The 23,036-nt window shown below is 69.9% G+C and carries 20 protein-coding genes and 1 pseudogene; 15 read left to right on the top strand and 6 right to left on the bottom strand.

Annotation, left to right across the window (positions count from 1 at the left end):
• The first annotated feature begins 46 nt into the window (after window positions 1-46).
• A complete protein-coding gene (locus AOZ06_RS43815) occupies window positions 47-766 on the top strand; it encodes a class I SAM-dependent methyltransferase (RefSeq protein WP_054294758.1) in 720 nt (239 codons plus the stop codon).
• Here the strand turns inward: AOZ06_RS43815 and AOZ06_RS43810 are convergent.
• Both AOZ06_RS43810 and AOZ06_RS43805 read right to left on the bottom strand, forming a co-directional pair.
• A complete protein-coding gene (locus AOZ06_RS43810; RefSeq protein ID WP_054294757.1) occupies window positions 763-1,089 on the bottom strand; it encodes a DUF202 domain-containing protein in 327 nt (108 codons plus the stop codon). The genes AOZ06_RS43815 and AOZ06_RS43810 overlap by 4 nt on opposite strands.
• Complete coding sequence (locus AOZ06_RS43805) at window positions 1,086-1,439, bottom strand: YidH family protein (RefSeq protein ID WP_054294756.1); 354 nt, start codon at window positions 1,437-1,439, stop codon at window positions 1,086-1,088. The genes AOZ06_RS43810 and AOZ06_RS43805 overlap by 4 nt, the downstream gene beginning before the upstream one ends.
• 89 nt (window positions 1,440-1,528) lie before the next feature.
• Here AOZ06_RS43805 and AOZ06_RS43800 point away from each other — a divergent pair, with 89 nt between their 5' ends.
• The 3 genes from AOZ06_RS43800 to AOZ06_RS43790 all read left to right on the top strand — a co-directional run bounded on the left by AOZ06_RS43800 (window position 1,529) and on the right by AOZ06_RS43790 (window position 4,978).
• The gene (locus AOZ06_RS43800) at window positions 1,529-2,815 is read left to right on the top strand and encodes a DNA polymerase IV (protein ID WP_054294755.1); all 1,287 of its coding nucleotides are present in this window, start codon (window positions 1,529-1,531) and stop codon (window positions 2,813-2,815) included.
• A gap of 828 nt (window positions 2,816-3,643) precedes the next feature.
• Window positions 3,644-4,171, top strand: coding sequence for a DUF742 domain-containing protein (locus AOZ06_RS55415; protein ID WP_169799068.1), 528 nt, complete (start codon window positions 3,644-3,646; stop codon window positions 4,169-4,171).
• A 411-nt stretch (window positions 4,172-4,582) separates the two neighbouring features.
• Window positions 4,583-4,978, top strand: coding sequence for a DUF3040 domain-containing protein (locus AOZ06_RS43790; protein WP_054294754.1), 396 nt, complete (start codon window positions 4,583-4,585; stop codon window positions 4,976-4,978).
• A gap of 79 nt (window positions 4,979-5,057) precedes the next feature.
• Here the strand turns inward: AOZ06_RS43790 and AOZ06_RS43785 are convergent, their stop codons facing one another.
• Window positions 5,058-5,798, bottom strand: coding sequence for an MBL fold metallo-hydrolase (locus tag AOZ06_RS43785; protein ID WP_054294753.1), 741 nt, complete (start codon window positions 5,796-5,798; stop codon window positions 5,058-5,060).
• Between the two features lie 66 nt (window positions 5,799-5,864).
• Here AOZ06_RS43785 and AOZ06_RS43780 point away from each other — a divergent pair, with 66 nt between their 5' ends.
• The 3 genes and pseudogenes from AOZ06_RS43780 (at window position 5,865) to AOZ06_RS43775 (ending at window position 7,343) form a co-directional block, all read left to right on the top strand.
• Window positions 5,865-6,770, top strand: a complete 906-nt coding sequence (locus AOZ06_RS43780; protein ID WP_054294752.1) for a fumarylacetoacetate hydrolase family protein — start codon at window positions 5,865-5,867, stop codon at window positions 6,768-6,770.
• A pseudogene (locus tag AOZ06_RS62395) lies at window positions 6,767-6,889 on the top strand (TetR family transcriptional regulator); the annotation flags it as partial. The gene AOZ06_RS43780 and the pseudogene AOZ06_RS62395, both read left to right, overlap by 4 nt.
• A gap of 34 nt (window positions 6,890-6,923) precedes the next feature.
• Window positions 6,924-7,343: a hypothetical protein gene (locus AOZ06_RS43775; RefSeq protein WP_054294751.1), complete on the top strand. Its 420-nt coding sequence runs from the start codon at window positions 6,924-6,926 to the stop codon at window positions 7,341-7,343.
• On the opposite strand, the gene AOZ06_RS43770 is transcribed toward AOZ06_RS43775, so the two are convergent.
• From AOZ06_RS43770 to AOZ06_RS43760, 3 genes are read right to left on the bottom strand one after another with little or no spacing between them, the layout of a single operon-like run.
• Window positions 7,301-9,859 carry a transglutaminase TgpA family protein gene (locus AOZ06_RS43770; protein ID WP_054294750.1) on the bottom strand — a complete coding sequence of 853 codons (2,559 nt, stop codon included), beginning with the start codon at window positions 9,857-9,859 and terminating at the stop codon, window positions 7,301-7,303. The genes AOZ06_RS43775 and AOZ06_RS43770 overlap by 43 nt on opposite strands.
• Window positions 9,859-11,124, bottom strand: a complete 1,266-nt coding sequence (locus AOZ06_RS43765) for a DUF58 domain-containing protein (protein WP_054294749.1) — start codon at window positions 11,122-11,124, stop codon at window positions 9,859-9,861. Before AOZ06_RS43765 ends, AOZ06_RS43770 begins: the two co-directional genes overlap by 1 nt.
• Window positions 11,125-11,126: 2 nt before the next feature.
• The gene (locus AOZ06_RS43760) at window positions 11,127-12,248 is read right to left on the bottom strand and encodes an AAA family ATPase (protein WP_083472331.1); all 1,122 of its coding nucleotides are present in this window, start codon (window positions 12,246-12,248) and stop codon (window positions 11,127-11,129) included.
• Window positions 12,249-12,962: 714 nt separating this feature from the next.
• Between AOZ06_RS43760 and mraZ the strand changes: the two genes are divergently transcribed.
• The 8 genes from mraZ to AOZ06_RS60900 all read left to right on the top strand — a co-directional run bounded on the left by mraZ (window position 12,963) and on the right by AOZ06_RS60900 (window position 23,034).
• A complete protein-coding gene (gene mraZ, locus AOZ06_RS43755; protein ID WP_054297366.1) occupies window positions 12,963-13,394 on the top strand; it encodes a division/cell wall cluster transcriptional repressor MraZ in 432 nt (143 codons plus the stop codon).
• Window positions 13,395-13,546: 152 nt separating this feature from the next.
• Window positions 13,547-14,506 (top strand): 16S rRNA (cytosine(1402)-N(4))-methyltransferase RsmH, encoded by a 960-nt coding sequence (rsmH, locus tag AOZ06_RS43750; protein WP_054294747.1) that lies wholly within the window; start codon window positions 13,547-13,549, stop codon window positions 14,504-14,506.
• Entirely contained in the window at window positions 14,503-15,138 is a 636-nt protein-coding gene (ftsL, locus tag AOZ06_RS43745) for a cell division protein FtsL (protein WP_054294746.1), read from the top strand. Before rsmH ends, ftsL begins: the two co-directional genes overlap by 4 nt.
• Complete coding sequence (locus AOZ06_RS43740) at window positions 15,138-17,111, top strand: peptidoglycan D,D-transpeptidase FtsI family protein (RefSeq protein WP_157233571.1); 1,974 nt, start codon at window positions 15,138-15,140, stop codon at window positions 17,109-17,111. Before ftsL ends, AOZ06_RS43740 begins: the two co-directional genes overlap by 1 nt.
• Before the next feature lie 290 nt (window positions 17,112-17,401).
• Window positions 17,402-18,925 (top strand): UDP-N-acetylmuramoyl-L-alanyl-D-glutamate--2,6-diaminopimelate ligase, encoded by a 1,524-nt coding sequence (locus AOZ06_RS43735; protein ID WP_236951930.1) that lies wholly within the window; start codon window positions 17,402-17,404, stop codon window positions 18,923-18,925.
• Complete coding sequence (locus AOZ06_RS43730; RefSeq protein WP_054294745.1) at window positions 18,922-20,367, top strand: UDP-N-acetylmuramoyl-tripeptide--D-alanyl-D-alanine ligase; 1,446 nt, start codon at window positions 18,922-18,924, stop codon at window positions 20,365-20,367. Before AOZ06_RS43735 ends, AOZ06_RS43730 begins: the two co-directional genes overlap by 4 nt.
• A complete protein-coding gene (mraY, locus tag AOZ06_RS43725) occupies window positions 20,364-21,452 on the top strand; it encodes a phospho-N-acetylmuramoyl-pentapeptide-transferase (protein ID WP_054294744.1) in 1,089 nt (362 codons plus the stop codon). Before AOZ06_RS43730 ends, mraY begins: the two co-directional genes overlap by 4 nt.
• The gene (locus AOZ06_RS60900; RefSeq protein ID WP_236951929.1) at window positions 21,439-23,034 is read left to right on the top strand and encodes a Mur ligase family protein; all 1,596 of its coding nucleotides are present in this window, start codon (window positions 21,439-21,441) and stop codon (window positions 23,032-23,034) included. Before mraY ends, AOZ06_RS60900 begins: the two co-directional genes overlap by 14 nt.
• Window positions 23,035-23,036 lie beyond the last annotated feature (2 nt).

Here is a 23,036-nt window from a genome sequence, read left to right as displayed (position 1 = left end):
CGGGTCCCGTCCAGCAAGCCCGTGACCACCGATTAGGGTTTCGGGCATGCGACCAGATGCCGTGCGCCGCGTGCTTTACGCCGAGTTGGCCGCCGTGCGTGAGCGCCGTGCGGGGGAGTCGCCGCGCGTGCTCGACGTCGGCGGCGGCAGCGGCGTGTGGGCCGTCCCGCTCGCCGCGGCTGGGTGTGCCGTGACCGTGGTCGACCCGAGCCCGAACGCCCTCGCCACGCTGCACCGGCGGGCGCAGGAAGCGGGCGTGGTGGATTCGATCACCGCGGTCCAGGGTGACAGCGACGCCCTTGCCCAGCTCGTCCCGGCCGAGTCGGTCGACCTGGTGCTCGGGCACGGCGTGCTGGAGGTCGTCGACGACCCCAAGACCACGGTCGCGGCGATGGCCGAGGCGACCGTGCCCGGCGGCCTGGTGTCGGTGCTCGTGGCCAACCAGTACGCGGCGGTCCTGCACCGCGCGATCACTGGCCGGTTGATCGATGCCCGCAGGCTGCTGGACGACCCGGCCGGGCAACTGGCCGAGGAGAGCCTGTCCCGCCGGTACGACATCGCCAGGCTGACCCAGCTGCTGGTCGACGGCGGGCTGACGGTCGAACTTGTCCAGGGCCACGGTGTGGTCTCCGAGCTGGTGCCGGGCTCGGTGCTGGAAGGCAACCCGGGCGCGGCCGAGGCGCTGGCCCAGCTGGAGCTGGCGGCCGCGGCCATCCCACCGTTGCGAGACGTCGCCGCGCGGCTGCACGCCGTCGGCCGCCGTTAACGATCAACCAGCACGTAGACGAGGCCGAGCGCGCCGGTCAGCGCGGTGACGATGGTCACGGCGAGCGGCAGCGTGCCATCCGGCAAACGTTTGCCCGATGTCAGATTCGCGTCGCTGGTGCGATAGCGGCGCCACGCCAGCCGCAGCGAGACGAGCGCCATCGGGACGACGACGGCCGCCAGGGCGAGCGCGGCGGCCAGGCTCGTGTGCGCGGCGAACCGGAACGCGATCAGGGCGACCACGATCATCGACAGGCAGGTCCGCATCCACGCCAGCGCGGTGCGTTCGACCTGCAGCCCGGGATCCCACGGGTGTCGCCTCATCGGGTGATGACCAGAATCGCCGCGAGCACACCGGTGACCGCCAGCCCCACGCCCAGCACAGCGGCCATCCACGGCGAGGGAAGCGGCTCACCGAGACGCAGCGCCCGCTCGCACGCGATCCAGTGCTGGAGCGCGCTCAGGCTGCAGGCGACCCCCGTGACCAGCAGTGCGACGGCCACCGCCAGGTCGAGCACGTCGCCCACCGGGCCGAGTGCGGCGAAGCCCACACCCGCCGCCATCAGCGCCAGCGATGTGCGCAGCCAGGCGAGGAAGGTGCGCTCGTTGGCCAGCGAGAACCGGGGATCCGGCTCGTTGCCGACCTCGTACACGCTCCTCGGCCACCTCGACATGGATCAACGGTAACCACTGCTCCCGGAATTGTCGGACCGTGGGGCTAGCGTGTGTCGTGCGGGCTTGAACAGGAGAAAGGAGGTGGTCCATGGGACGCAGCGGTGACTTACCACGGGGGCTGGTCGACCGGTTCGTGGTGCGGGACGGCGTGTGGCCGGACGACACGGGCTGTCCGATCCTGCACGTCGACATGGACGCCTTCTACGCATCGGTCGAGATCCGGGAGCGGCCGGAGCTGAAGGACAAGCCGGTGGTCGTCGGCGGGGTCGGCAACCGGGGCGTCGTGTCGTCGGCCAACTACATCGCGCGCAAGTACGGCGTGCGCTCGGCGATGCCCACCAGCCGGGCGCGGCGGCTGTGCCCGCAGGCGGTGTACGTGTCACCGACGTTCGGGCTGTACCAGGAGGTGTCCAGGGGTGTGCTGGGCATCTTCCGGGACATCACGCCCCTGGTCGAGCCGCTGAGCCTGGACGAGGCCTTCCTCGACGTGTCCGGTGCGCTGCGGCGGATGGGGATGTCGCCGGGGCGGATCGGCCAGGTGATCCGTGACCGGGTGGAGGCCGAGCACGGGATCACGTGCTCGGTCGGCGTCGCGCCGACCAAGTTCGTGGCCAAGCTGGCGTCCGGGCTGTGCAAGCCGGACGGCATGCTCGTCGTGCCCAAGGCGTCGGTGCTGGAGTTCCTGCACCCGCTGCCGGTGTCGGCGTTGTGGGGCGTGGGCAGGAAGACCGCGGAACGCCTGGCCGACGTCGGGCTCGAACGCGTCGCGGACGTGGCTGCCGCGCCGCTGCCGAGGCTGCGCCGGATCATCGGCAACGCCCTCGCCGAGCACCTGCACCCGCTGGCGCGCGGGTTCGACGACCGCGCGGTCGAGCCGGAGTCGGCCGAGAAGTCCGTCGGCGCGGAGGAGACGTTCGAGGTCGACCACTGGGACCGTGAGCTGCTCAAGCGCGAGCTGCTGCGGCTGTCGGAGAAGACAGCCTCGGCCTTGCGCGGCCGTGGGCTGCGTGGCCGGACGGTGTCGATCAAGGTGCGGTTCTCCGACTTCACCACGATCTCCCGGTCGCGGACGCTGCTCGTGCCGACCGACGTGACGCAGGAGATCTTCAAAGTCGCCTGCCAGCTGCTCGTCGAACAGACGCCGCCGGGTGCGGTGCGGCTGATCGGCGTGCGCATGGAGCAGCTCAGCCAGGACGACAGCGGCGAGCAGCTGCTGCTCGACGCCCCGGAGAACGGCTGGCGGGAAGCCGACCAGGCCGCCGACCGGGCGCGTGCGAAGTTCGGCCACGCCGCGATCCGCCCGGCGTCCCTGCTCACGCAGGCGCCCGACCGGTCCGGTGAGACCGAGCCCCGCCCCGACCGAATCGCGCCGTGAAATCCCATCAACGGCCTGCTCGCATACCATTAATGCGCTCTGTTTGACCGTGCTGCCGCTTTTTCCGTATTCAGGTGCACCGTATTTTGAAGCCCTGGTCGCTGGGAAAAACGCTCTTTGTCACTCGGCGGTGACGGCCTTGCTCGATGGTGGTGAAGCCGCCACGGTGTCCGGTCACCCCTGGTGGCTTGGGTACATCGCCTGGCCGTGTCGCCGCTGTCGGTGGCGTGACCCGAGATCTTCAGAACGCCCGTGCGGTGGCGATGGCTGGTTTCCCGTGCAGGCGGACGTGAACTCCGGGGTCGCGCTCGTCACGTGGCATCGGCCTGGAAGGAATGAAGCCGGGCTGCTTGTCCGTGGGGTCTCGCCGCTCCTGGTCCCCTGCCTTGCGGCCCTCTCGCGGCGGGTAGTCGACGATCTACCTCGCGGGGTCGGCGTGCGCGGACCGTGGTCGGCCGGTAGGCCGGTGAAGCGCGGCAGAGGCGCTCGTCGGCCTGGTGTGCCGGGAGTGCGTTGAGTGAGCCTCCGCTTTCGATCAGTGGCCGGATTGGTGCATCATCGTATTTATCACCCGATTGGCCCACGGTGCGATTTCAGTTACTGGGATAAAACGTCGGCGAAACAGCGGCGTTACCCCCCAAGTCCGCTTTGTGGCTAACGTTTTGGCCTCCTCTTCAGATGGACTAATGGGAATCCGGCATGGGGGACGTGGCGCACGTGGCTGGATCTGATCGGCGAAGCAAGTCCGAGGTCGGGCGCACGGGTGCGCGCTTCGGCCAAGTGCCTGCCAGTCCGGGGCACGCTGAGGAGAAGAGGGGTGAGTCCGCCGTGGTCACGGCGAAGCCAGGGACTGGCCGGACAGGAGCCCGGTTCGGCCCGGCGGCATCTCAACCACCGCCACCACCGCAGCCGCACCACTCGCACCACCCCGTGGACATCCCGCGTCAGGTCGCCGAGTCCGGCGTCCGGCGGGTCGAGCCGGAACCGGAGGCGGAGTGGAACGAGGTGGACCGCACCCGTTCCATCGTCCGCCCCTACGCGTGGACCGGCGGGCGGACCGAGACCGCCTACGACTTGCCGCTCGAGGCGTTGATCTCCACGAACCGGGCGACGCTCGCCCGGATCGGGACGCGGATGACCCACGACCACCGTTCTGTTTCCGAGCTCTGCCTGGCGACACGGTCGGTAGCGGAGGTCGCCGCGCTGTTGTCGTTGCCGCTCGGGGTTGCCCGGGTCGTGCTCGGCGACATGGCGTCGGCGGGCATGGTGACCGTGCACAAGGCCAAGTCGTCCGCCGGTGACCAGCCGGATCTCACCATGATGGAGCGGGTCCTGATAGGACTTCGCAACCTCTGACCGAGGGACTTCCCCAGCGCGTCCACCCGTGGTGGGCGCGCGCCCAAGTGCGCCGCGCCCGGCCCAACCGCGTGCTGCGGGTCACTTGAGGAAATCGACAGGTTCACCCGTCGGTCGGCCGCAGGCCACCAGCTGGACACGAACGGTCACTGAACGTCATCAGTGCAGGACATGGCACATGAGGCGCCCTCGAACGCCGCGCCGAATCCGCCGATTGCGTGTGCTTGCCCGGCGGGCATCCTCGCTTGAGTCGCGATGTGTTGGCAAGAGCCTGCGTGAGAGTGCAGGATCGGGTAGTCGAGCAGGCGCGGGGCTCGTATCCTTGAGGTGACGCCCCAGGGATGGGGCGCCCGCCGGGTACGGCGGCCGCAATCGCCCGGCGCCCGTGAGAGCTGTGCCGGAGGAGGAAAGATGCCACTCTCCGAGCACGAGCAGCGACTGCTCGACCAGATTGAGCGCGCGCTCTATGCCGAAGACCCCAAGTTCGCTTCCACTGTGCGCGGTGCGCGCCTGAGGCGGCCGTCACGCAGGCGGCGACTGCAGGGTGCAGCGCTGTTCGTGGTTGGCGTCGCCCTGCTGGTGCTGGGTGTCGTCGTGCAAGATTTCTGGTTCGGGGGATTCCCCGCCGTCAGTCTGCTCGGCTTCCTAGTCATGTTCTTCGGCGCGCTCATCACGCTGACCGCCATCCGGCGCGGCAACGATGGCGCAGCTCAGGCCGAGGGCGACAGCAAGAGTCGCCCGGCGGGCCGGAGCAACTTCTCCCAACGGATGGAGGAGCGTTTCCGCAAGCGCTTCGAGCAAGACTGACACCCCGCGACCTTGACCTTGACGGCCACCGTCGGCGACCCGTTGCCAGCGGTGGCCCTCACGCATGCGCTGACTGCTTTCACTCCTTGAGCACGTGACGACGCGCCCGAGCGGCGGCGTCGGACAACGCGCCACGCCATGGGGCGCCATGCCCCGGCACGAGCACGTCCGCGGAGAGCTCGCCGAGGACGTCCAACGCGGCCAGCGCCGCACGCGGCGAGTACGAGAAGAACGACGGCAGCAGCTGCGGGCCGGCAGACCGGGCGGTCGGGTGCGCGGTGACCAAGGCGTCGCCGGTCGCGACAACCCCAGCACCCGGTAGGTGGTACGCGCTGTGCCCCGAGCTGTGTCCGTGACAGGCCACCGGTACGGGATGACCTGGCAGATCCAGCGCACCCTCGGACGGAAACGGCAGTGCGTGCGGAATCTTCAGATGTTTCAGCGCCCCGGCGCGCATGATCCGGTAGCTCCACGCCAGCACTGACGGCCGCCAAGCACGGAGCGCCACATCCATGGGGCTGGCTTGTTCCAGGTGTCCGTCGCGCGCCTGGGTGACTTCGGCGGGATCCATGTAGACGGGTGTCCCGTATTGGTCGTGCATGTGGTTGAGCGCGCCCATGTGGTCCAGGTGGGCGTGGGTCAGCAGGATCGCGCGGACGTCCTGCGGCCGGTGCCCGATCGCACGGATGGACTCCTCCACCGCCTCGCGGTCGCCCAGCCATCCGCTGTCGATCAACGTGAGATCGCTGCCGTCGCGCACCAGCACCCAGTTGACGTCGGTACCGCCGACGCAGAAGACGTCCTTGGCGACCTCGCGCACGTCAGGCACCCTTTCCCGGAACGATCGTTCCGAAAGTAGCACCCAGGACAAGTAGAGTCGGAGCGCATGAAACTACGGCGAGTCCGCGTCGACGGCCGGCTGGCGATCCAATCGGAAACCCCGGACGGGCAGTGGCAGCCGGAGCCGGACGCCCGGCCGCTCGGAGGTGCCCCGTTCAGCGCCGAGTGGGAGGCGGCTGCCGCCGATGCGCACCACGGGCACCTGCTGCCGTTCCAGCCACTGTCCTTCCGGGACTTCATGGTGTACGAGAAGCACGCCGTCGCCGCGGCCCGTGGCCTGGTCCGCCGGTTCCACCCCGGCCTGCACCGGCTGGCCGCGGCGGTCGAGAAGGCGAGCGGGCGCCCGTTCCCGCCGTTCAAGCCGAAACCGCTGTTCTACCGGCAGCCGATCTACTACATGTCCAACCACCTGAGCTTCGTGCCCAGCGGCACCCCGATCGCACCGCCCGGCTACAGCCGTGCCCTCGACTACGAACTGGAGATCGGCTTCGTCCTCGCCGCGCCGCTGCGGGACGCCACCCCGGCCGAGGCCGCCGCGGCGATCGGCGCTTTCGTGCTGCTCAACGACTTCAGCGCGCGGGACGTGCAACGCGCCGAGATGACGAGCGGGTTCGGGCCGCAGAAGTCCAAGCACTTCGCCAGTTCGATGTCGGCCACCGCCGTCACCGCCGACGAGATCCTGCCCCGCGTCGACGCCCTCTCCGGGGCCGTCGCGATCAACGGCACGATCGTCAGCCGGGTGTCCAGCGCGGGCATGCGGTGGAGCCTCGGCGAGATCCTCGCGCACGCTTCCCGCTCGGAACAGCTGCTGCCCGGCGAACTGTTCGGCACCGGCACCCTCCCGGGAGGCAGCGGCATGGAGACAGGCAACTGGCTGCGTCCCGGCGACACGCTCACCCTCACGCTCGACGGCATCGGCGAGGTCGAACACACCGTCGAACACGCGACATGACCGGAGTTCGTGCGGCCAACCGCGCCCGGGTCCGGACGCGACTGCTCGACTCGGCGGAGGAACTGTTCGCCGATCGCGGCTACTGCGGCGTCAGCGTGCGGGACATCACCGACCACGCCGGTACGCGGATCGCGGCGATCAGCGATTACTTCAGTGGCAAGGAAAACCTCTTCCGGCACGTTCTGCTGCGCCGGATCCGGCCGATCAACGACGACCGCCGCACCCGCCTCGCCGCGTTGCCGCGAGGCGGAACACGGGCCGATCGGCTTCGCGCGCTCATCGACCGCCGACGAGTTCATCGGCCACCTGCGGCACCTGTTCCCCGAGGCGAACGACATCGCCCCGCACGACGCCTACCTGCTCATGGTCGCGTCGAGCCTGCCCGCCTTCTCGGACAACCCGCGGCCGGCCGACATGACCACGGGTCGCTTGCACACCAACGACTTCGAGCAGCGCTCCACGTCGCTGGTGACGTTCCTCGAAGGCGGCATCGCCCGCCTCGCCGAAGCCGAATCCGAAGCCGGGGCCGGTCAGGCCGTCGGCGGTTCGGCGGCGAGCGTTCCGCCTGGCTGAGGACTGGTGGTGGGCTTGCGGGGTTTGCGCGGCTTCAGCACCGAACGCGGCAAAAGCTTGGCGCGCAACGCGAGCGGGGCGTTGCGTTTCATGCTGCCGCGGACGTTGTCCAGCGCCTGTTGCAGTTCCGGGCCCGCGTTGGCGCTCGGGCCGTACCAGAGGCGCTCGAGGATCGAGACCAGCGTCCGCAAGCCGTCCTTGCCCTCGTCGTCCAGCGAGTGCTCACGGACCAGACGGCGAGCCGTCATCCGGATGGTGTCGGACTCCGGTGCGCTCGAACCCCGGTCCCACGACTCCGCCATCAGCTCGTCCCACGCCGCCATCGGCGCCTCGGGACTGTTGCCCGCCACCAGTTGCAGACGGTCGCGGCGACGCCAGTACCGGGTCAGCGCGGGGAAGAGACCCAGGCCGATCAGCCCGAGCGGCACAGCGATCCACCAGCTCACGAGCGCGGCCGCGAACACCGCGGCCAGCAGCCACAGCACGGTCGCGATCGTCACCACGATCGTTCGTTGCCTGCGTTTGCGCAGCGTCAGCGAAGCCCCGGTCAGGCTCAGACCCGCGACACCGAGCCCGGCCACCAGCAGCACGGACAGCACTGTCGCACCACCGGCGAGCGCGCCGGTCGCGTACACCTCCCAGGAGCCGCCGCCCGCGGACTCGGGCGCCGCCTCGGTCGGCGTCGCCGCCTGGTTGGTCGGAGCCGCCGCAGCGGAGGTGCTCTGCGACGTGGACGGCGTGTTGCGCTCCGAGGTCTCGCCGTCCGGTGCGCGACCGGGCTGCGAGGACTGGGAGTTCATGTACGGCGGGGTGTAGCCGCGGCCGTCGAGCAGCGGTGTCGGGTCGACGCTGATCCAGCCGTACTGCGGGAAGAACACCTCGACCCACGCGTGCGCGTCCTGCGTCGTGATCGACCGGTAGTCCGAGACCTGGTAGCCGGAGGTGAAGCCGATCGCCACCCGCGACGGGATGCCCGCCGCGCGGGTCAGCACCGCCATCGCGGACGCGTACTGCTCGCAGTACCCGGCCTTGCCGCGGAAAAGGAAGTCCGCCAGGGCGTCCTCCGAGCTCTTCTGCGCCGTCTCGGTCTTGTAGGCGAAGCCGTTCTCCGACGAGAAGTAGTTCTTGAGCGCGAGCACCTTGTCCCACTGGTTGGCCTTGCCCGCTGTCAGCTGCCGCGCGAGGTTGGTGACCTCCGGGCTCAACGCGGGCAGGTCGGTGTACTGCGCCCCGACCTCGCTGCTCGCCGAAGGCGACTGGCGCAGCTGGTCGAACGTCGGCTGGCTCATGTCCGCGTGCTCGGTGTACGGCCCGAACTTGCGCTGCTTGCGGGTGTAGACCGCACCGCTGAGCTCGTCGAACCGCGCGTCCCCCGGCAGACCTTCGACCTGCCTCGGCGCGCCGTACACCGGCGCCCAGTTGTCGCTCGCGTTCACCGGCTCGATGTCCAGCTTGGTGGTCGGGCCGTTCGGCGCGCGCCCCGGCTCGAGCGGCAGCTCACCGCTGAGGCTGGCCCCGCTCGGCATCCCGGCACCGAGCACCCAGCCCTCGTTGGAGTTGTACTGCTTCAACGTGAACGCGCGCAGGTAACGCCGGTCGTCGGCCGACGAGAGCCCGCGGACGCGGAACATCTCCTGGATGTTCTTCTGGTCCAGCATCCCGCGCAGGTTGGTGAACGGTTTCAGCGAGAACCCGCCCGCGGCGACCCCGCCGGCGCCGACGTTGCCGGGCAGCTGACCGATCGTGCCGATCGGGGTGAACATCGCGCCGAAGGTCAGGGCGAGCACCATCGCGACGGACACGAGCGCGATCGGAGCGGCGGCGTTGGTCCCGCCGCTGGTACGGCCGGAACGGCCTCGCCATTGCTGGTGCTTGTGCGTGCCGTCCACGGCCAGCAGCACGGCGTACGACGCGGCACCGAGAACGAACGACCACCAGGGCAGCATCTCGTCGGCGAGCGAGGCGGGCACCGCGTACACGCACAGCAGGACAAGGCCGCTGGCGGCAGGCGTTCCCGCGGCCACCGCGAGCGAGTCGACGAGCACCGCGACCAGGCCGATCGCGATCACCACGAGACAGAGGATCGGCGCGGCCGGTTCGACCGGTGGAACCCCGGTCTGCACCACCGTGACCGCGTCCCGCAGCACGTCACCTATCTGTTCGACGGACGCGGGGCCGGGCAGGAACCCGATCACGCCTTCGGTGGTGAACAGCGCGACGACGAGGCACGTCAGCGCGAACAGCTGCGCGATGCCGATCAGCAGGATCGGGAACCGCATGGCGCGCAACGCCATCCCGGTTCCGGCGACGACGATGATCGCGATGGCCGCGTGGCCGATCCAGACACCGCCGTCGATCACGCCCGACAGCGCGGTGGACGCGCACAGCGTCGTGAGGGCGGCGAAAACGGGGGTGACGTTGTTGGCCGCGGGCTCGGCACTGCGCGACGGCCGCGGTGTGGGCTGCGGGCGCAGCCGGGTCCGCGGCGGCGCCTGCCGTTGAGGCGTAGAGACCATCAGGACCATCCACTGGCGTGCATCGCGCCGCGGCTCTGGCTCGCGCGGCAGAGGTTGTTCCAGATCTGCTGGACGGGGACGTCGGGCCGGGCGATCACCGTGCTCCAGCCCGCCGCGTTGAGCAGCCCGGCGGTGACGTCCGGGTCGGTGGCCGTGGTGTCGCCCTGCGCCGCCCACGCCCGGGTGTCCATCAGGATCGCGAGACTGCGGCTGGCGCGGGGCCGGTAGCGGATCAGCTGGTCGACCGACTCGGGGTCGGTGGAGCCGAGGATGGCGACCAGTTCCTGGCCCTGGCCGGGGTCACCGGCGATCGAGATCTCCTTCTGGTGCGACGACCGCAACGCGGCGAGGGCGTCGAGCACGAGGAAGTCGCTGTGGATGCCGTCCGCGCTCTCCGGGCCGACGGTCTTGCCGGTCTCCGACACGAGCCGCACGCGATGGCCGTTGTGCAGCAGGTGCAGGCTGACGCTCGCGGCCATCGACACCGCCCACTCCAGGCTGGAGGTCGGGCCGGTGCCCTTGTGGGCGTGTTCGCGGTGGTCGAGCAGGACGGTCGTGCCGCCACGCCACGGGCGCTCCTCGACCCTGACCATCATCTCGTCGCGGTGCGCGGTGGACCGCCAGTGGACTTTGCGCAGGTCGTCGCCTTGCCGGTACGGCCGCACGACCGCGTCGTTCTCGCCCTGACCGGCCGACAGCCGGACCGAGCCGTCCTCGCCCGCGCCCATCCCCGACCCGCCGGGCATGCCGATCAACGGCACCACCCGCGGTACGACGATGAGCCGGGTCACTCCGGCGAGCTCACGGTCGAACTCGGACAAACCGAACGGGTCCGTCACCTTGGCCCGTAAAGGTCCCAGCAGTTGCACGCCACGCATCGTCGGCTCAACGGTGTAGCGCAGCTGGACACCGTTGTTGCGGGGCAGGTGCTCGATGACGAACCGCGGCCTGCCGCCGAGCGTGTACGGCACGCCGTCCTGCAGCAACAACCCGCCGGTGGGCAGACGGCCCGTGCTCCACACGTTCAGCGACACCTCTGCTTTGCCGCCGACAGGTGCCCGCATCGGGTTGACGTGCCGTTCGGTGTGCAGGCCGACTCGTGACCGTCCTGCGAGGAAGCAGACGAGCATCGGCATGGCGATCACGAACACCGAGACACGCAGCAGGTCCCGTTCGTTGAGCACCACCGAGCACAGCGCTGCCGCCAGACCGGCTGCCAGCAGGCACCGGCCACGTGTGGTCATGCCCGCCAGCGGACCAGCCATGGCTACTGCCTGTTCCCGCGCGCGTCGGACACCCACTGCGCAGCTGGGTCCGCTCCTTGCGGCACCGGCACACGCTGCAACAACCCGCGGATCATGTCCGCGGGGGAGCGGCGCGCGGCCTGCGCCTCCGCGGTGAGAACCAGACGGTGTGCCAGCACGGGCACGGCGATCGCATGCATGTCGTCGGGCACGACAAACTCACGCCCGGACAGCGCGGCCTGCGCGCGAGCGGCGCGGACCAGGTGCAGGGTGGATCGCGGGGAAGCGCCGAGACGGATCTCCGGCAACCGCCGCGTCGCCGAGACCAGTTCGACCGCGTACCGCCGGACCTCCGGGGCCATGTGGACACCGCGCACGGCCTCGACGAGGGCGCGGACCTGCGCGGCGTCGGACACCGGCTGCAGCGTGGCCAGCGGGTCGTGGCCCGCGTGTTCGTCCACCATCGCCAGCTCGGCGTTCGGGTCCGGGTAGCCGATCGACACGCGCGCGGTGAAGCGGTCGCGCTGCGCCTCGGGCAACGCGTACGTGCCCTCCATCTCGATCGGGTTCTGCGTCGCGATCACCATGAACGGCGACTCGAGCCGGTAGGTGTTGCCGTCGACCGTGACCTGGTGTTCCTCCATGCACTCCAGCAGTGCGGACTGGGTCTTGGGCGAGGCGCGGTTGATCTCGTCGCCCACCACGATGTTGGCGAACACCGGGCCGGGGCGGAACTCGAAGTTGGTGGTCTGCCGGTTGAAGATGGACACGCCGGTCACGTCGCTCGGCAGCAGGTCCGGGGTGAACTGCAGGCGGGAGACCGAGCAGTCGATGGACTTGGCCAGCGCCTTGGCCAGCGAGGTCTTGCCGACCCCCGGCACGTCCTCGACCAGCAGGTGGCCCTCGGCCAGCAGGGTGACCAGTGCGATCCGGACCACGTCCGGCTTGCCGACCAGCACCCGCTCGACGTTCGCGGCGATCCGCTGCGCGGCGGCGTGCACCTCGTCGAGCGCCTTGCCCGGTGTGGCGCGCGGGTTCGGGCTCGGGCTTGAGCCGTTCGGCGGCTGCGCATAGGGGTCGGGGCCTGCGCCGTTGCCGCCGTACGGATGTCCGGGCAGCGCGGCAGGCGGGGTAGAAGACGTCACTCGACCTCCTGATGCTCCTCGGTGGTGTCCTCCCGGCCCCCACCGATGCGATGCCGTCGCCAAGGTCGCCCGATCGGGCGAACAGGGGCGGCACAGCTTGACACGCGAGGTGTCAAACCGGGGCGAAGTCGCCCGGGGTTGTCGTTCTCGGTACCAGTATCCGGCAAGACGCCGGCGTCTTGCAGGGCACTTGGCGACAAAGGCACTTCTTCCTTCCACTGCGGTCCCCGCTTGGACGTCCGACCGCCACCGAGGTTGTCCCCATTGTGGGTGTCCCGGCCGTGCCGGGCGGGGTGCGGACAGCGGATCGACAGCCTTCGGACAGGTCAGCCGGGCATACGCCGGGGGCATTTCACGCACCGTGATCAAAAACTGACGATCACCGTCAGTCATCACTCGAACCGGGGCGGTCCGGGCGGTCCGGACCGCGCTCCCCACTTTCACCCACCCGAACCACCGGCGCGCTCCCGGGTGCCCATTGTGGACATCTGAACACCTTCTGAACAGCGGATAAGCATCCCCGGGGCGAGGGAGGGCCGCCCCGCCGCCCCACCTGGCCCCCACCTGCGTCACCTGCGAAAACGCGTCAATCGACCGGGCGATCACCGCCAGATCCGCGTTGACTGTGGAGAAAAGTGGGGTACTGTGGCCGCAAGTGGGGCAGAAGGGTGTCCCATGGCCGGTCCGCAGGACCGGTGGGGAGGTGGTGAACCGGTGTTCCTCGGTACCCACACCCCGAAACTGGACGACAAGGGGAGGCTGACGCTGCCGGCGAAGTTCCGCGACGCCCTCGCGGGGGGCTTGATGGTCACGAAGGGTCAGGATCACTGCCTCTACGTCTTCCCCCGTGCGGAGTTCGAGGAAATGGCCCGGAAGGTCGCCGCCGCCCCGCTGACGAACGAGGCGGTTCGTGCCTACCAGCGGTACCTGTTCGCCGGAACCGACGAACAGCGGCCCGATGGCCAGGGACGGATCGCGATCGCGCCTGAGCTGCGGCGTTACGCCAAGCTGACCAAGGAGTGCGTGGTGATCGGCGCGATCACCCGGCTGGAGATCTGGGACGCCCAGGCCTGGCAGGCATATCTGGACGAGCACGAGGACAGCTACGCGCAGGCGCGGGAGGAGGTACTGCCCGGATTCTTCTAGGGAAATCGAGGGATGCCGTGAGGCCTCGGCCCGGTGGCGATCGACCCTGGCGCACCTTCCCCGGCGCCAGGTTCGCTTCTCCGGGCTGGGACCTGACGGCATCAGTTTTCTCTGGCCACGAGTTCGAGCGGTACCGGTAGAGGGGTCGGGACATGACGCGCGAGAACCCGCGGCACGTGCCAGTGCTGCTGGAGCGGGTCCTCGCCCTCCTCGATCCGGCATTGACCGGCAAGGACGCCGTCCTCGTGGACGCCACCCTCGGCCTCGGCGGTCATTCCGAAGCGCTGCTGGCCGCGTACCCCCGGCTCACCCTGGTCGGGCTGGACCGCGACCCGAACGCGCTCGCGCTGTCCCGTGAGCGGCTCGCGCCGTACACCGACCGGATCCACTTCGTGCACGCGGTGTACGACGAACTGCCGGACGCGCTCGACGAACTCGGGATCCCGGCCGTCGAGGGTGTGCTGATGGACCTCGGGGTGTCGTCGATGCAGCTCGACGAGGCCGGCCGCGGGTTCGCGTACGCCAAGGACGCGCCACTGGACATGCGGATGGACCCGACCACCGGGATCACCGCTGCCGACGTGCTCAACACCTACGAGTTCCCGGACCTGGCCAGGATCCTGCGGGACTACGGCGAGGAGCGCTTCGCCGGCAAGATCGCCAAGGCCGTCGTCGCGCAGCGGCAACGCGAACCGTTCAGCACCAGCGAGCGGCTCGTGCGGCTGCTGTACGACACCGTGCCCGCGGCCAGCCGCAGGACCGGCGGGCACCCGGCCAAGCGCACGTTCCAGGCGTTGCGCATCGAGGTCAACGGCGAGCTGGAGATCCTGCGGCGCGCGCTGCCCGCGGCGCTGGGTGCGCTGAAGGTCGGCGGCCGGATCGTCGTCGAGTCCTACCAGTCGCTGGAGGACCGCCTGGTCAAGCGGGCCTTCGCCGAGCTGGCGAAGTCGACGACCCCGGAGGGGCTGCCGGTGGAACTGCCCGGCCACGGCCCGCAGATACGCCTGCTCACCCGGGGAGCCGAGCAGGCCGACGAAGCCGAGATGGAACACAACCCACGCGCGACGCCGGTACGGCTGCGAGCGGCGGAACGGATCAGGGAGGCGTCATGACCGCACCGGCAAGGGTAGGCGGGTCATCCTCGCGTGGCCGCTCGTCGCAGTCCCGCCGCAAGGCCAACGCGGAGGCCGAAGCGACAGCGGCGGCTCCGGAGACAACCGAAGCGCCAGGACGCACGCAACGCCGTCCACGGACCGCCGCGGCTGAGCGTGCGTACGCCCGCCGCGCCCAGCGTGAGGGCCGTGCGGGTGGCGAGCCGGTCCAGCGGCGACCACGGCCGTCCAAGCAGAAGCACGAGCGCGGCCCGGCTTCCCGCGCGTCGTTCGTCATGCTGGTGATGGGACTGCTGGCGACCGGTGTGGTCACCACGCTGTGGCTGTCCACGCAGGCCATTGCCGACTCGTACCGGCTCGACCAGGCAAAGAAGGCGGCGACCGAGCTCGCCGAGCAGGTGGAGCTGTTGCAGCGCGACGTCACCAACCTCGAGTCGCCGGCGACGCTGGACGAGATGGCCCGCAACCTGGGCGCGATCCGGTCGGGCGACCCCGCCTGGCTGGTCGTCGGACCGGACGGCAAGGTGAACGTGGTCGGTGAGCCCAAGCCGGCCGCCCCACCGGCGCCGCCCGCGCCGTCGTCGTCGGTCACCCCGCCCCCGGCTTCGGCCACGCCCGGCGGGAACGGCTGATGGCCGGGGACTGGACGCCACCCCGCCGCAAACCGGTGCCGCCGCGCAGAGCGGCCCAGTCGCAGCGCCCGACCGGCAAACCCGCGAGCAAGCCCGCGCGGCAACCCGCCCGCAAACCGCCGCCGCGCCGCCCGGCGGCGCGGCGCAAGCGTTTGCCGGTCAACACCCGGCTGCGGATCGTGTCCGTGCGGTTCGTGCTGATCGCGGCCCTGATCGCGGCCGGTGTCCGGCTGATCCAGGTGCAGGGCGTCGAGGCGCAGGGCCTGTCGGACCGGGCGAACAAGCAGCGCGTGAAGACCATCCCGATCGCGGCCAAACGCGGCGACATCGTCGACCGCAACGGCGTGAAGCTGGCGTTCAGCGTGGAGACGCGGACACTGGCGTGGGCGCCGAAGGTCGTGAAGAAGGACTACGAGAAGACCAAGATCGACTACGAGACCCGGATCAAGGAGGTCGCCGCCAAGATCAAGGCGGTGCTCGGCGACAAGGTCGACGAGAACGAGCTGCTGACCAAGATGCGCGGCGAAGGCTACGCGGTCCTGGTCCGCGACGTGCTCCCGGCGCAGGAACGGGAGATCCGCAAGAAGTACATCGAGGTCATCTCCGAGACGCAGTCGCGCCGCGAGTACCCCGGCGGCACGCTGGCGTCCAACATCCTCGGCTTCGCGAACTGGCGCAGCGACGACCCGGACCGCGCCAAGCACAACGTGCACGGCCTGTTCGGGATGGAGAACGACCGGGACGCCGAACTCGCCGGTGAAGCGGGCAGCCAGACCGTCGACACGGCGGAAGGCGCGGACGGTGTCGTCATCCCCGGGTCGGAACGCAACGTGCGGCAAGCCAAGGACGGCTCGGACATCCAGCTGACCATCGACGCGGACGTGCAGTACGACGTGCAGCAGAAGCTGATCGCGTACGTCGCGCAGAACCGCGCGCAGGGCGGCGTCGCCGTAGTGATGGACGCCAAGACCGGCGAGGTCTACGCGCTGGCCAACGACAAGAGCTTCGACCCGAAGGACCCGCAGGGCCCCAACGGGTACGGCAACCCGCAGGCGACCGGCAACCCGGCGGTGACCACGCCGTACGAGCCCGGCTCGGTGAACAAGATCGTGACCGCGTCCGCGGCGATCGAGGACGGCATCACCAGACCCGAGGACACCCACAAGGTCCCCGGCTCGCACAAGGTCGCCGACCGGACGATCGAGGACGCGTGGTCGCACGGTTTGCTGACCATGACGACGACCGGGATCTTCGCCAAGTCGTCCAACGTGGGCACGCTGCTGCTGGCCGAGCAGGTCGGCCAGAACCGGTACGCCGAGATGCTCAGGAAGTTCGGCCTCGGCCAGAAAACCGGCGTCGGCCTGCCAGGTGAGAGCCCCGGCCAGGTGCCGGACGTCAAGCAGTGGTCCGGCTCGACCTTCGGCAACCTGCCGATCGGCCAGGGCCTGTCGATGACCGTGCTGCAGATGGCCGGGATGTACCAGACCGTGGCCAACAACGGCGTCCGCGTGCCGCCGAGGATCATCAAGTCCACCATCGACCGCGACGGAACCCGCCACGACGAGGCCCGCCCGGAAGGCGTCCGGGTGGTGAGCGACCAGACGGCGGCAACCGTGCGGAACATGCTGCGCGCGGTCGTGCAGAAAGCGCCGAACCAGCAAAGCGGAACGGGCCCGACGGCGGCGTTGTCCGGCTACCAGGTCTCCGGCAAGACCGGAACGGCGCAACAGGTCGACCCGAAGCTGAAGAAGTACAGCGACCAGCTGTACTGGATCACGTTCGCGGGCATCCTGCCCGCCGACAACCCCCGCTTCATCGTCGGCATCATGATCGACAAGCCGGACTACTTCGGCGCCGAGAACGGGAAAACCGCGGCGCCGCTGTTCCACGACATCGCCTCGTACCTGGCTCAGCGCTACAACCTGCCGCTGTCGCCGGAGCAGGCCCCGATCGTGCCGCTGATAGCGAACTAGTGACCCGTCTCGAAACGTTGACAAGCCTTCTCGGCGGCCCAGCTTCCCGCTGGCCGCGCCGCGGAAAGGCACTGGTACTACCCGGTACAAGCCCCTTCCTGCGGCACGCCCAGGGGAAACCTGGAACCGCCGAATAAGACCAGCGACGTTCCGAGACGAGCCACTCGCCCAACCGGAGCGCCGACCACCTGCCGGCCCAAGCGCCCGCGGTCGCTTACCACGCGGTTGGTGCCGGCAAGATCCCAGCACCGCCGGGGAGCCGCCGAACGGGCGGAGGTAGCCTCTCGCGCGTGCCCGCGAAGCTCGAGGGCAAGGCTGTGAACGCGCCTCCCCGCCCTGCCAAAACAGAACCCGTCCCGCTGACCACGCTCGTGGCCCGTGCGGACGCGCACCCCGCCCACGGTGATCTTGACGGGGTGGTCACCGGCGCCACCCTGCGCGCCCAGCACGTGCGACGTGGCGACCTGTTCGCCGCGCTGCCCGGAGCCCGGGTGCACGGTGCCGACTTCGCCGACGAAGCGGTGTCGGCCGGTGCCGTGGCGATCCTCACCGACCGCACGGGTGCGGGTTTGCTGGCGGACGCCGACGTTCCGGTACTTGTCCACAAGGACCCCCGTGGCGTGCTCGGGTCGATCGCCGCGTGGATCTACGGCGAGCCGTCGCTGCGCCTGTCCGTCCTCGGTGTCACCGGCACGTCCGGGAAGACCACGACCACTTACATGCTCGACGCCGGCCTGCGGGCCGCGGGGCACACGACCGGCCTCGTCGGCACCGTGGAAACCCGGATCGCTGGTGAGCGCCTCGCCAGCGCGTTCACCACGCCCGAGGCGCCGGACCTGCAGGCGCTGTTCGCCGTGATGGTCGAGAAAGGCGTCACGCACGTTCCCATGGAGGTCTCCAGCCACGCGTTGTCGCTCGGCCGGGTCAGCGGGACGCGGTTCTCCGTCGGCGCCTTCACCAACCTCTCGCAGGACCACCTGGACTTCCACCGCGACATGGAGGACTACTTCCAGGCCAAGGCCCTGCTGTTCGACGGCCGGTCCACCAGCGAAGTCGTCAACACCGACGGCGAGTGGGGCTCGCGCCTGGTCAAGGCCGACACCGTCACCGTGGCCACCGAGCACGGCGCCGACTGGACCGCGGCGGACATCACGTCCTCCATCGACGGTGAGCAGACGTTCACCATCCTCGGCCCCGGCGTGCGCGTTCCCGTCCGGCTGCCGATGCCGGGCACGTTCAACGTCGCGAACGCCCTGCTGGCCGCCGCGTGCCTGACGGTCGCCGGTGTCGAACCGGGCGCCATCGCCACGGGACTCGGCCAGGTCCAGGTGCCCGGCCGGATGGAACGGATCGCGCTGGGCCAGCCGTTCACCGCGGTCGTCGACTACTCGCACAAGCCCGCGGCCGTCGCGCTCGCACTGGACGCGATCAGGGCACGCACGACCGGCCGCGTGATCGTCGTCCTCGGCTGCGGCGGCGACCGCGACGCGGCCAAGCGCCCGTTGATGGGCAGGGAAGCCGCCACCCGCAGCGACCTGCTGATCGTCACCGACGACAACCCGCGCAGCGAGGACCCCGCCGCGATCCGCAGGGCGATGGTCGACGGCGCGACGGCCGCCGCCGTGCGCGGCGACGTGCGCGAGATCGGCGACCGGCGTGCCGCGATCCTCGCGGCGGTCGCCGAAGCCAAGCCGGGCGACGCCGTCGTCGTCGCGGGCAAGGGCCACGAGACCGGCCAGGAGATCGCCGGTGTCGTGCACCCGTTCTCCGACAGGGACGAACTTTCCGCCGCGATACGCGAGGTGACGCTGTGATCCCCTTGACCGCCGCGGAGATCGCCGAGGCTGTCGGCGGCAGACTGCACAACGTCGCCGGCGACGTCATCATCACCGGCACGGTCGAGTTCGACTCCCGCGAGGTGACACCGGACGGCCTGTTCGTGGCCCTGCCCGGCCTCAAGGTCGACGGCCACGACTTCGCCGAGTCCTCCGGCGCGCGCCTCACCCTGGCCGCGCGCGAGATCGACGCACCCGCGGTGATCGTGCCGCCGGTGGGCGACGCCAACCACGGCGCGATGGCGCTGTTCGGCGACAAGGACGGATCCGGCGCCGCTGTCCTGGCCGCGCTGGCGGCTCTTGCCCGGCACGTCGCACACCGGTTGCCGCGGCTGACGGTCGTCGGCGTCACCGGTTCGTCCGGCAAGACCTCGACCAAGGACCTGATCGCGCAGGTGATCGAGCCGATGGGGCCGATCGTGGCGCCGCCGGGCTCGTTCAACAACGAGATCGGCCACCCGTGGACCGTGCTGCGCGCCGACGAGAACACCCGCAACCTCGTGCTCGAGCTGTCGGCCCGCGGCACCGGGCACATCCGGGCGCTGACGGAGATCGCGCAGCCGAGGATCGGCGTCGTGCTGAACGTCGGCTCCGCGCACGTCGGCCAGTTCGGTTCACGCGAAGGCATCGCCAAAGCCAAAGGTGAGCTGGTCGAAGCACTGCCCGAGGACGGCCTGGCAGTCCTCAACGCGGACGACCCGCTCGTGAAGGCGATGGCCTCGCGCACGAAGGCCCGTGTCGTGTTCGTCGGGGAGAGTGCCGACGCGCAGGTCCGTGCCGAGAACGTCGTACTGGACGCCGAAGCACGCGCGTCGTTCCGGCTCGTGACACCGCAGGGCGACGCCGACGTCAAGCTGGCGCTGCACGGACCACACCACGTGGGCAACGCGCTGTCCGCAGCCGCCGTCGCGTTGGAACTCGGCGCCACGCCCGCGGAAGCAGCCGAACGACTGTCACAGGCCAAGCGCGTGTCCGCGCGTCGCATGGATGTCACGACCCGGCCTGACGGCGTGACGGTCGTGAACGACTCGTACAACGCCAACCCGGAGTCGGTGAAAGCGGCGTTGAAGAGCCTCGCCGAGATGGCCAGGCAGGGCGGCCGTCGCAGCTGGGCGGTGCTGGGAACGATGGCCGAGCTCGGCGCCGAGCACGTCACCGCGCACGACGAGATCGGCCGGCTCGCGGTCCGGCTGGACATCAATCGGCTCGTGGTGGTGGGTGACCAGGCGCGGCCGATGCACCAGGGCGCCCACCTCGAGGGCTCTTGGGGAGAGGAATCCGTGCTCGTGCCGGATGTCGACGCGGCGGTCGTGCTGCTTCGGGCCGAACTGCGACCTGGCGACGTGGTGCTCGTCAAGGCCTCCAAGTCCGAGGCGCTGTGGCGGGTGGCCGACGCGCTGCTGCAGGAGGACGCCCGGTGATCGGTATCGGCATCGCCGGTGCGATCGCACTGGTCATCTCCATCCTGTTCACGCCCTACCTGATCAAGATCTTCTCCAGGCAGGGCTTCGGGCAGGAGATCCGCGAGGAAGGCCCGCAGGGCCACAAGTCCAAGCGCGGCACCCCGACGATGGGCGGCGTGGCGATCATGATCGCCATGTGGGCCGGGTACCTCGGCTCGTACGGCGTGAACATGCTGCTGCTCGGCCGCGACGAGGGCCCGACGGCCTCCGGCTGGCTGGTGATGATGCTGACCACGGGGCTGGGCATCGTCGGCTTCCTCGACGACTTCATCAAGATCCGCAAGCAGCGCAACCTCGGCCTGAACAAGACGGCGAAGCTGGTCGGCCAGCTCGTCGTCGGCATCACGTTCGCGGTGCTGGCGCTGCGGTTCATCGACGAGAACGGCCTGAGCCCGGCGTCGCCGAACCTGTCCTTCATCAGGGACATCTCGTTCATCTCGTTCGGCACGGTCGGTTTCGTGGTGTTCTGCTACGGCATCATCGCGGCCTGGTCGAACGCGGTGAACTTCACCGACGGCCTCGACGGCCTCGCCGGCGGCTCGGCGGCGATGGTGTTCGGCACGTACGTGGTGATCTGCTTCTGGCAGCTGCGCAACGACTGCTCGGCCTCGCTCGGCTCGGCGTGCTACGACACGCGCGACCCGTTCGACCTGGCGATCGTGGCCGCGGCGGCGATGGGCGCGTGCATCGGTTTCCTCTGGTGGAACGCCGCGCCGGCGAAGATCTTCATGGGTGACACCGGTTCGCTGGCGCTGGGCGGCCTGGTGGCCGGGTTGTCGATGATGACCCGCACCGAGCTGCTGATGATCGTGATCGGCGGCATCTTCGCGGTGGAGATGCTGTCGGTGATCCTGCAGATCGCGATCTTCCGCACCACCGGGAAACGGATATTCCGGATGGCACCCTTCCACCACCACTTCGAACTGGCGGGGTGGAAGGAAACAACGGTGATCATCCGCTTCTGGCTGCTGGGTGGCGTCTGCGCGATGTTCGGCCTCGGCCTGTTCTACAGCGAATGGCTGGCGGCAAGTGGCGCGGGCTGACTCGCTGCGCGGCCGCCGGGTGCTGGTCGCTGGTGCGGGGGTGACCGGCAGGTCGACCGTGGCAGCGCTGCGGGAACTGGGCGCGCACGTGACGATCACCGACGGCCGCCCGGAGGCGCTGGCGGAGTTCGGCGAACTGGCGCGGCCCGGTCTCTCCGACGACACGGACCTGGTCGTGACCAGCCCCGGCTGGAAGCCCACGAGCCCGCTGCTGGTGGACGCGGCCGCGCGGGGCATCGAAGTGATCGGCGAGGTCGAACTGGCCTGGCGGATGACCGCGGACCAGGCGTGGCTCGCGGTGACGGGCACCGACGGCAAAACCACGACAGTCGGCATGCTGGAATCGATCCTGCTCGCGGCCGGCGCGAAGGCCATCGCCTGCGGCAACGTCGGCCTGCCGGTCGTCGACGCCGTTCGCGCGGGATACGAGGTGCTGGCGGTCGAGCTGTCCAGCTACCAGCTGCACTGGCAGCAGTCCCTGGCCGTGGACGCCGCCGTGGTGCTCAACCTCGCCGAAGACCACCTGGAGTGGCACGGCACGATCGAGGAATACGCGACCGCCAAAGCCAAGGTCTACCGCGACGCCAAAACCCGGATCTTCAACGCCGACGACGAGTGGTCCACGCGGCTTTCCGGCGGCGGCACCGGCTTCACCGTGCACGAACCCGGCGGCGACAACCGCTACGGCGTCCACGACGGCTGGCTCGTCGAACTCCCCTCGCACTCGACCGCCGAACATTCAGCAGCCGTCGTGCGCGGTCAGCACACAGCGCCAGATCCGAACGCAGCCGCGATCCCAGGCCAGCAAACAGCCGCGGAAACCCCGCGAAACCACCCCGAAGAAACCCTGAAATCCCCCCAAAACCCACCAGAACAGCCCCCACCCGACCCGGGGGGCGTCCCTGCTCCAGTCTATCGGGTTGAAGGGGCGGAACAAGATCACGAAGACGGCCTGGGGACAACTGAGGGGGCTGTGGACAACTCGGCCCTGATCCGGCTTTGCCCGGTCGACGAAGTCCGGCCGTCTGGTATGCACAACGTCAGCAACGCCCTCGCGGCGGCGGCATTGGCGAGGGCGTACGGCGTGAGCCCGGAGGCGGTCCGGCAAGGCCTGCGGAACTACCAGCCCCAGCCGCATCGCGTGCAGCTCGTCGGCGAGGTGGACGGTGTCCGGTTCGTCAACGACTCCAAGGCCACCAACACCCACGCCGCGCACGGCTCGCTCACCGCGTACGAGCACATTGTCTGGATCGCCGGGGGTTTGCTGCACGGCGCCGACGTGGATGATCTTGTCGCGAGCGTGTCCGGGCGGTTACGCGGTGTCGTGCTGCTGGGCGCTGATCAGGATGTTTTCGCGCAAGCCGTTAGGCGACACGCGCCCGAGGTCCCCGTCATGCGGCTCGGTTCAGGAGACGATGACCCCATGACTGCCGCCGTGCGCGCGGCTCGGGATCTCGCGCGCCCTGGTGACGTCGTGCTGCTGGCGCCCGCCGCCAAGTCGCACGACATGTTCGCCAGCTACGTGCACCGGGGCGAGGCGTTCGCAGCGGCGGTCACGAAGGCAGTCCAGGCATCGGCGTAACC

It is taken from the genome of Kibdelosporangium phytohabitans (assembly GCF_001302585.1).
Classification (GTDB): domain Bacteria; phylum Actinomycetota; class Actinomycetes; order Mycobacteriales; family Pseudonocardiaceae; genus Kibdelosporangium; species Kibdelosporangium phytohabitans.
The sequence above is the reverse complement of the archived record's forward strand: the minus strand, read 5'-3'. Positions and strand labels throughout refer to the sequence as shown.

Bases quoted from the DNA above. Each gene is read 5' to 3' on its own strand.
- rsmH (WP_054294747.1), top strand. From the start codon at position 13,547: ATGACGCGCGAGAACCCGCGGCACGTGCCAGTGCTGCTGGAGCGGGTC.
- AOZ06_RS43740 (WP_157233571.1), top strand. From the start codon at position 15,138: ATGGCCGGGGACTGGACGCCACCCCGCCGCAAACCGGTGCCGCCGCGC.
- AOZ06_RS43805 (WP_054294756.1), bottom strand. From the start codon at position 1,439: ATGTCGAGGTGGCCGAGGAGCGTGTACGAGGTCGGCAACGAGCCGGAT.
- ftsL (WP_054294746.1), top strand. From the start codon at position 14,503: ATGACCGCACCGGCAAGGGTAGGCGGGTCATCCTCGCGTGGCCGCTCG.
- AOZ06_RS43780 (WP_054294752.1), top strand. From the start codon at position 5,865: ATGAAACTACGGCGAGTCCGCGTCGACGGCCGGCTGGCGATCCAATCG.
- AOZ06_RS43790 (WP_054294754.1), top strand. From the start codon at position 4,583: ATGCCACTCTCCGAGCACGAGCAGCGACTGCTCGACCAGATTGAGCGC.
- AOZ06_RS43765 (WP_054294749.1), bottom strand. From the start codon at position 11,124: ATGGCTGGTCCGCTGGCGGGCATGACCACACGTGGCCGGTGCCTGCTG.
- AOZ06_RS43815 (WP_054294758.1), top strand. From the start codon at position 47: ATGCGACCAGATGCCGTGCGCCGCGTGCTTTACGCCGAGTTGGCCGCC.
- AOZ06_RS43810 (WP_054294757.1), bottom strand. From the start codon at position 1,089: ATGAGGCGACACCCGTGGGATCCCGGGCTGCAGGTCGAACGCACCGCG.
- AOZ06_RS43800 (WP_054294755.1), top strand. From the start codon at position 1,529: ATGGGACGCAGCGGTGACTTACCACGGGGGCTGGTCGACCGGTTCGTG.
- AOZ06_RS43770 (WP_054294750.1), bottom strand. From the start codon at position 9,859: ATGGTCTCTACGCCTCAACGGCAGGCGCCGCCGCGGACCCGGCTGCGC.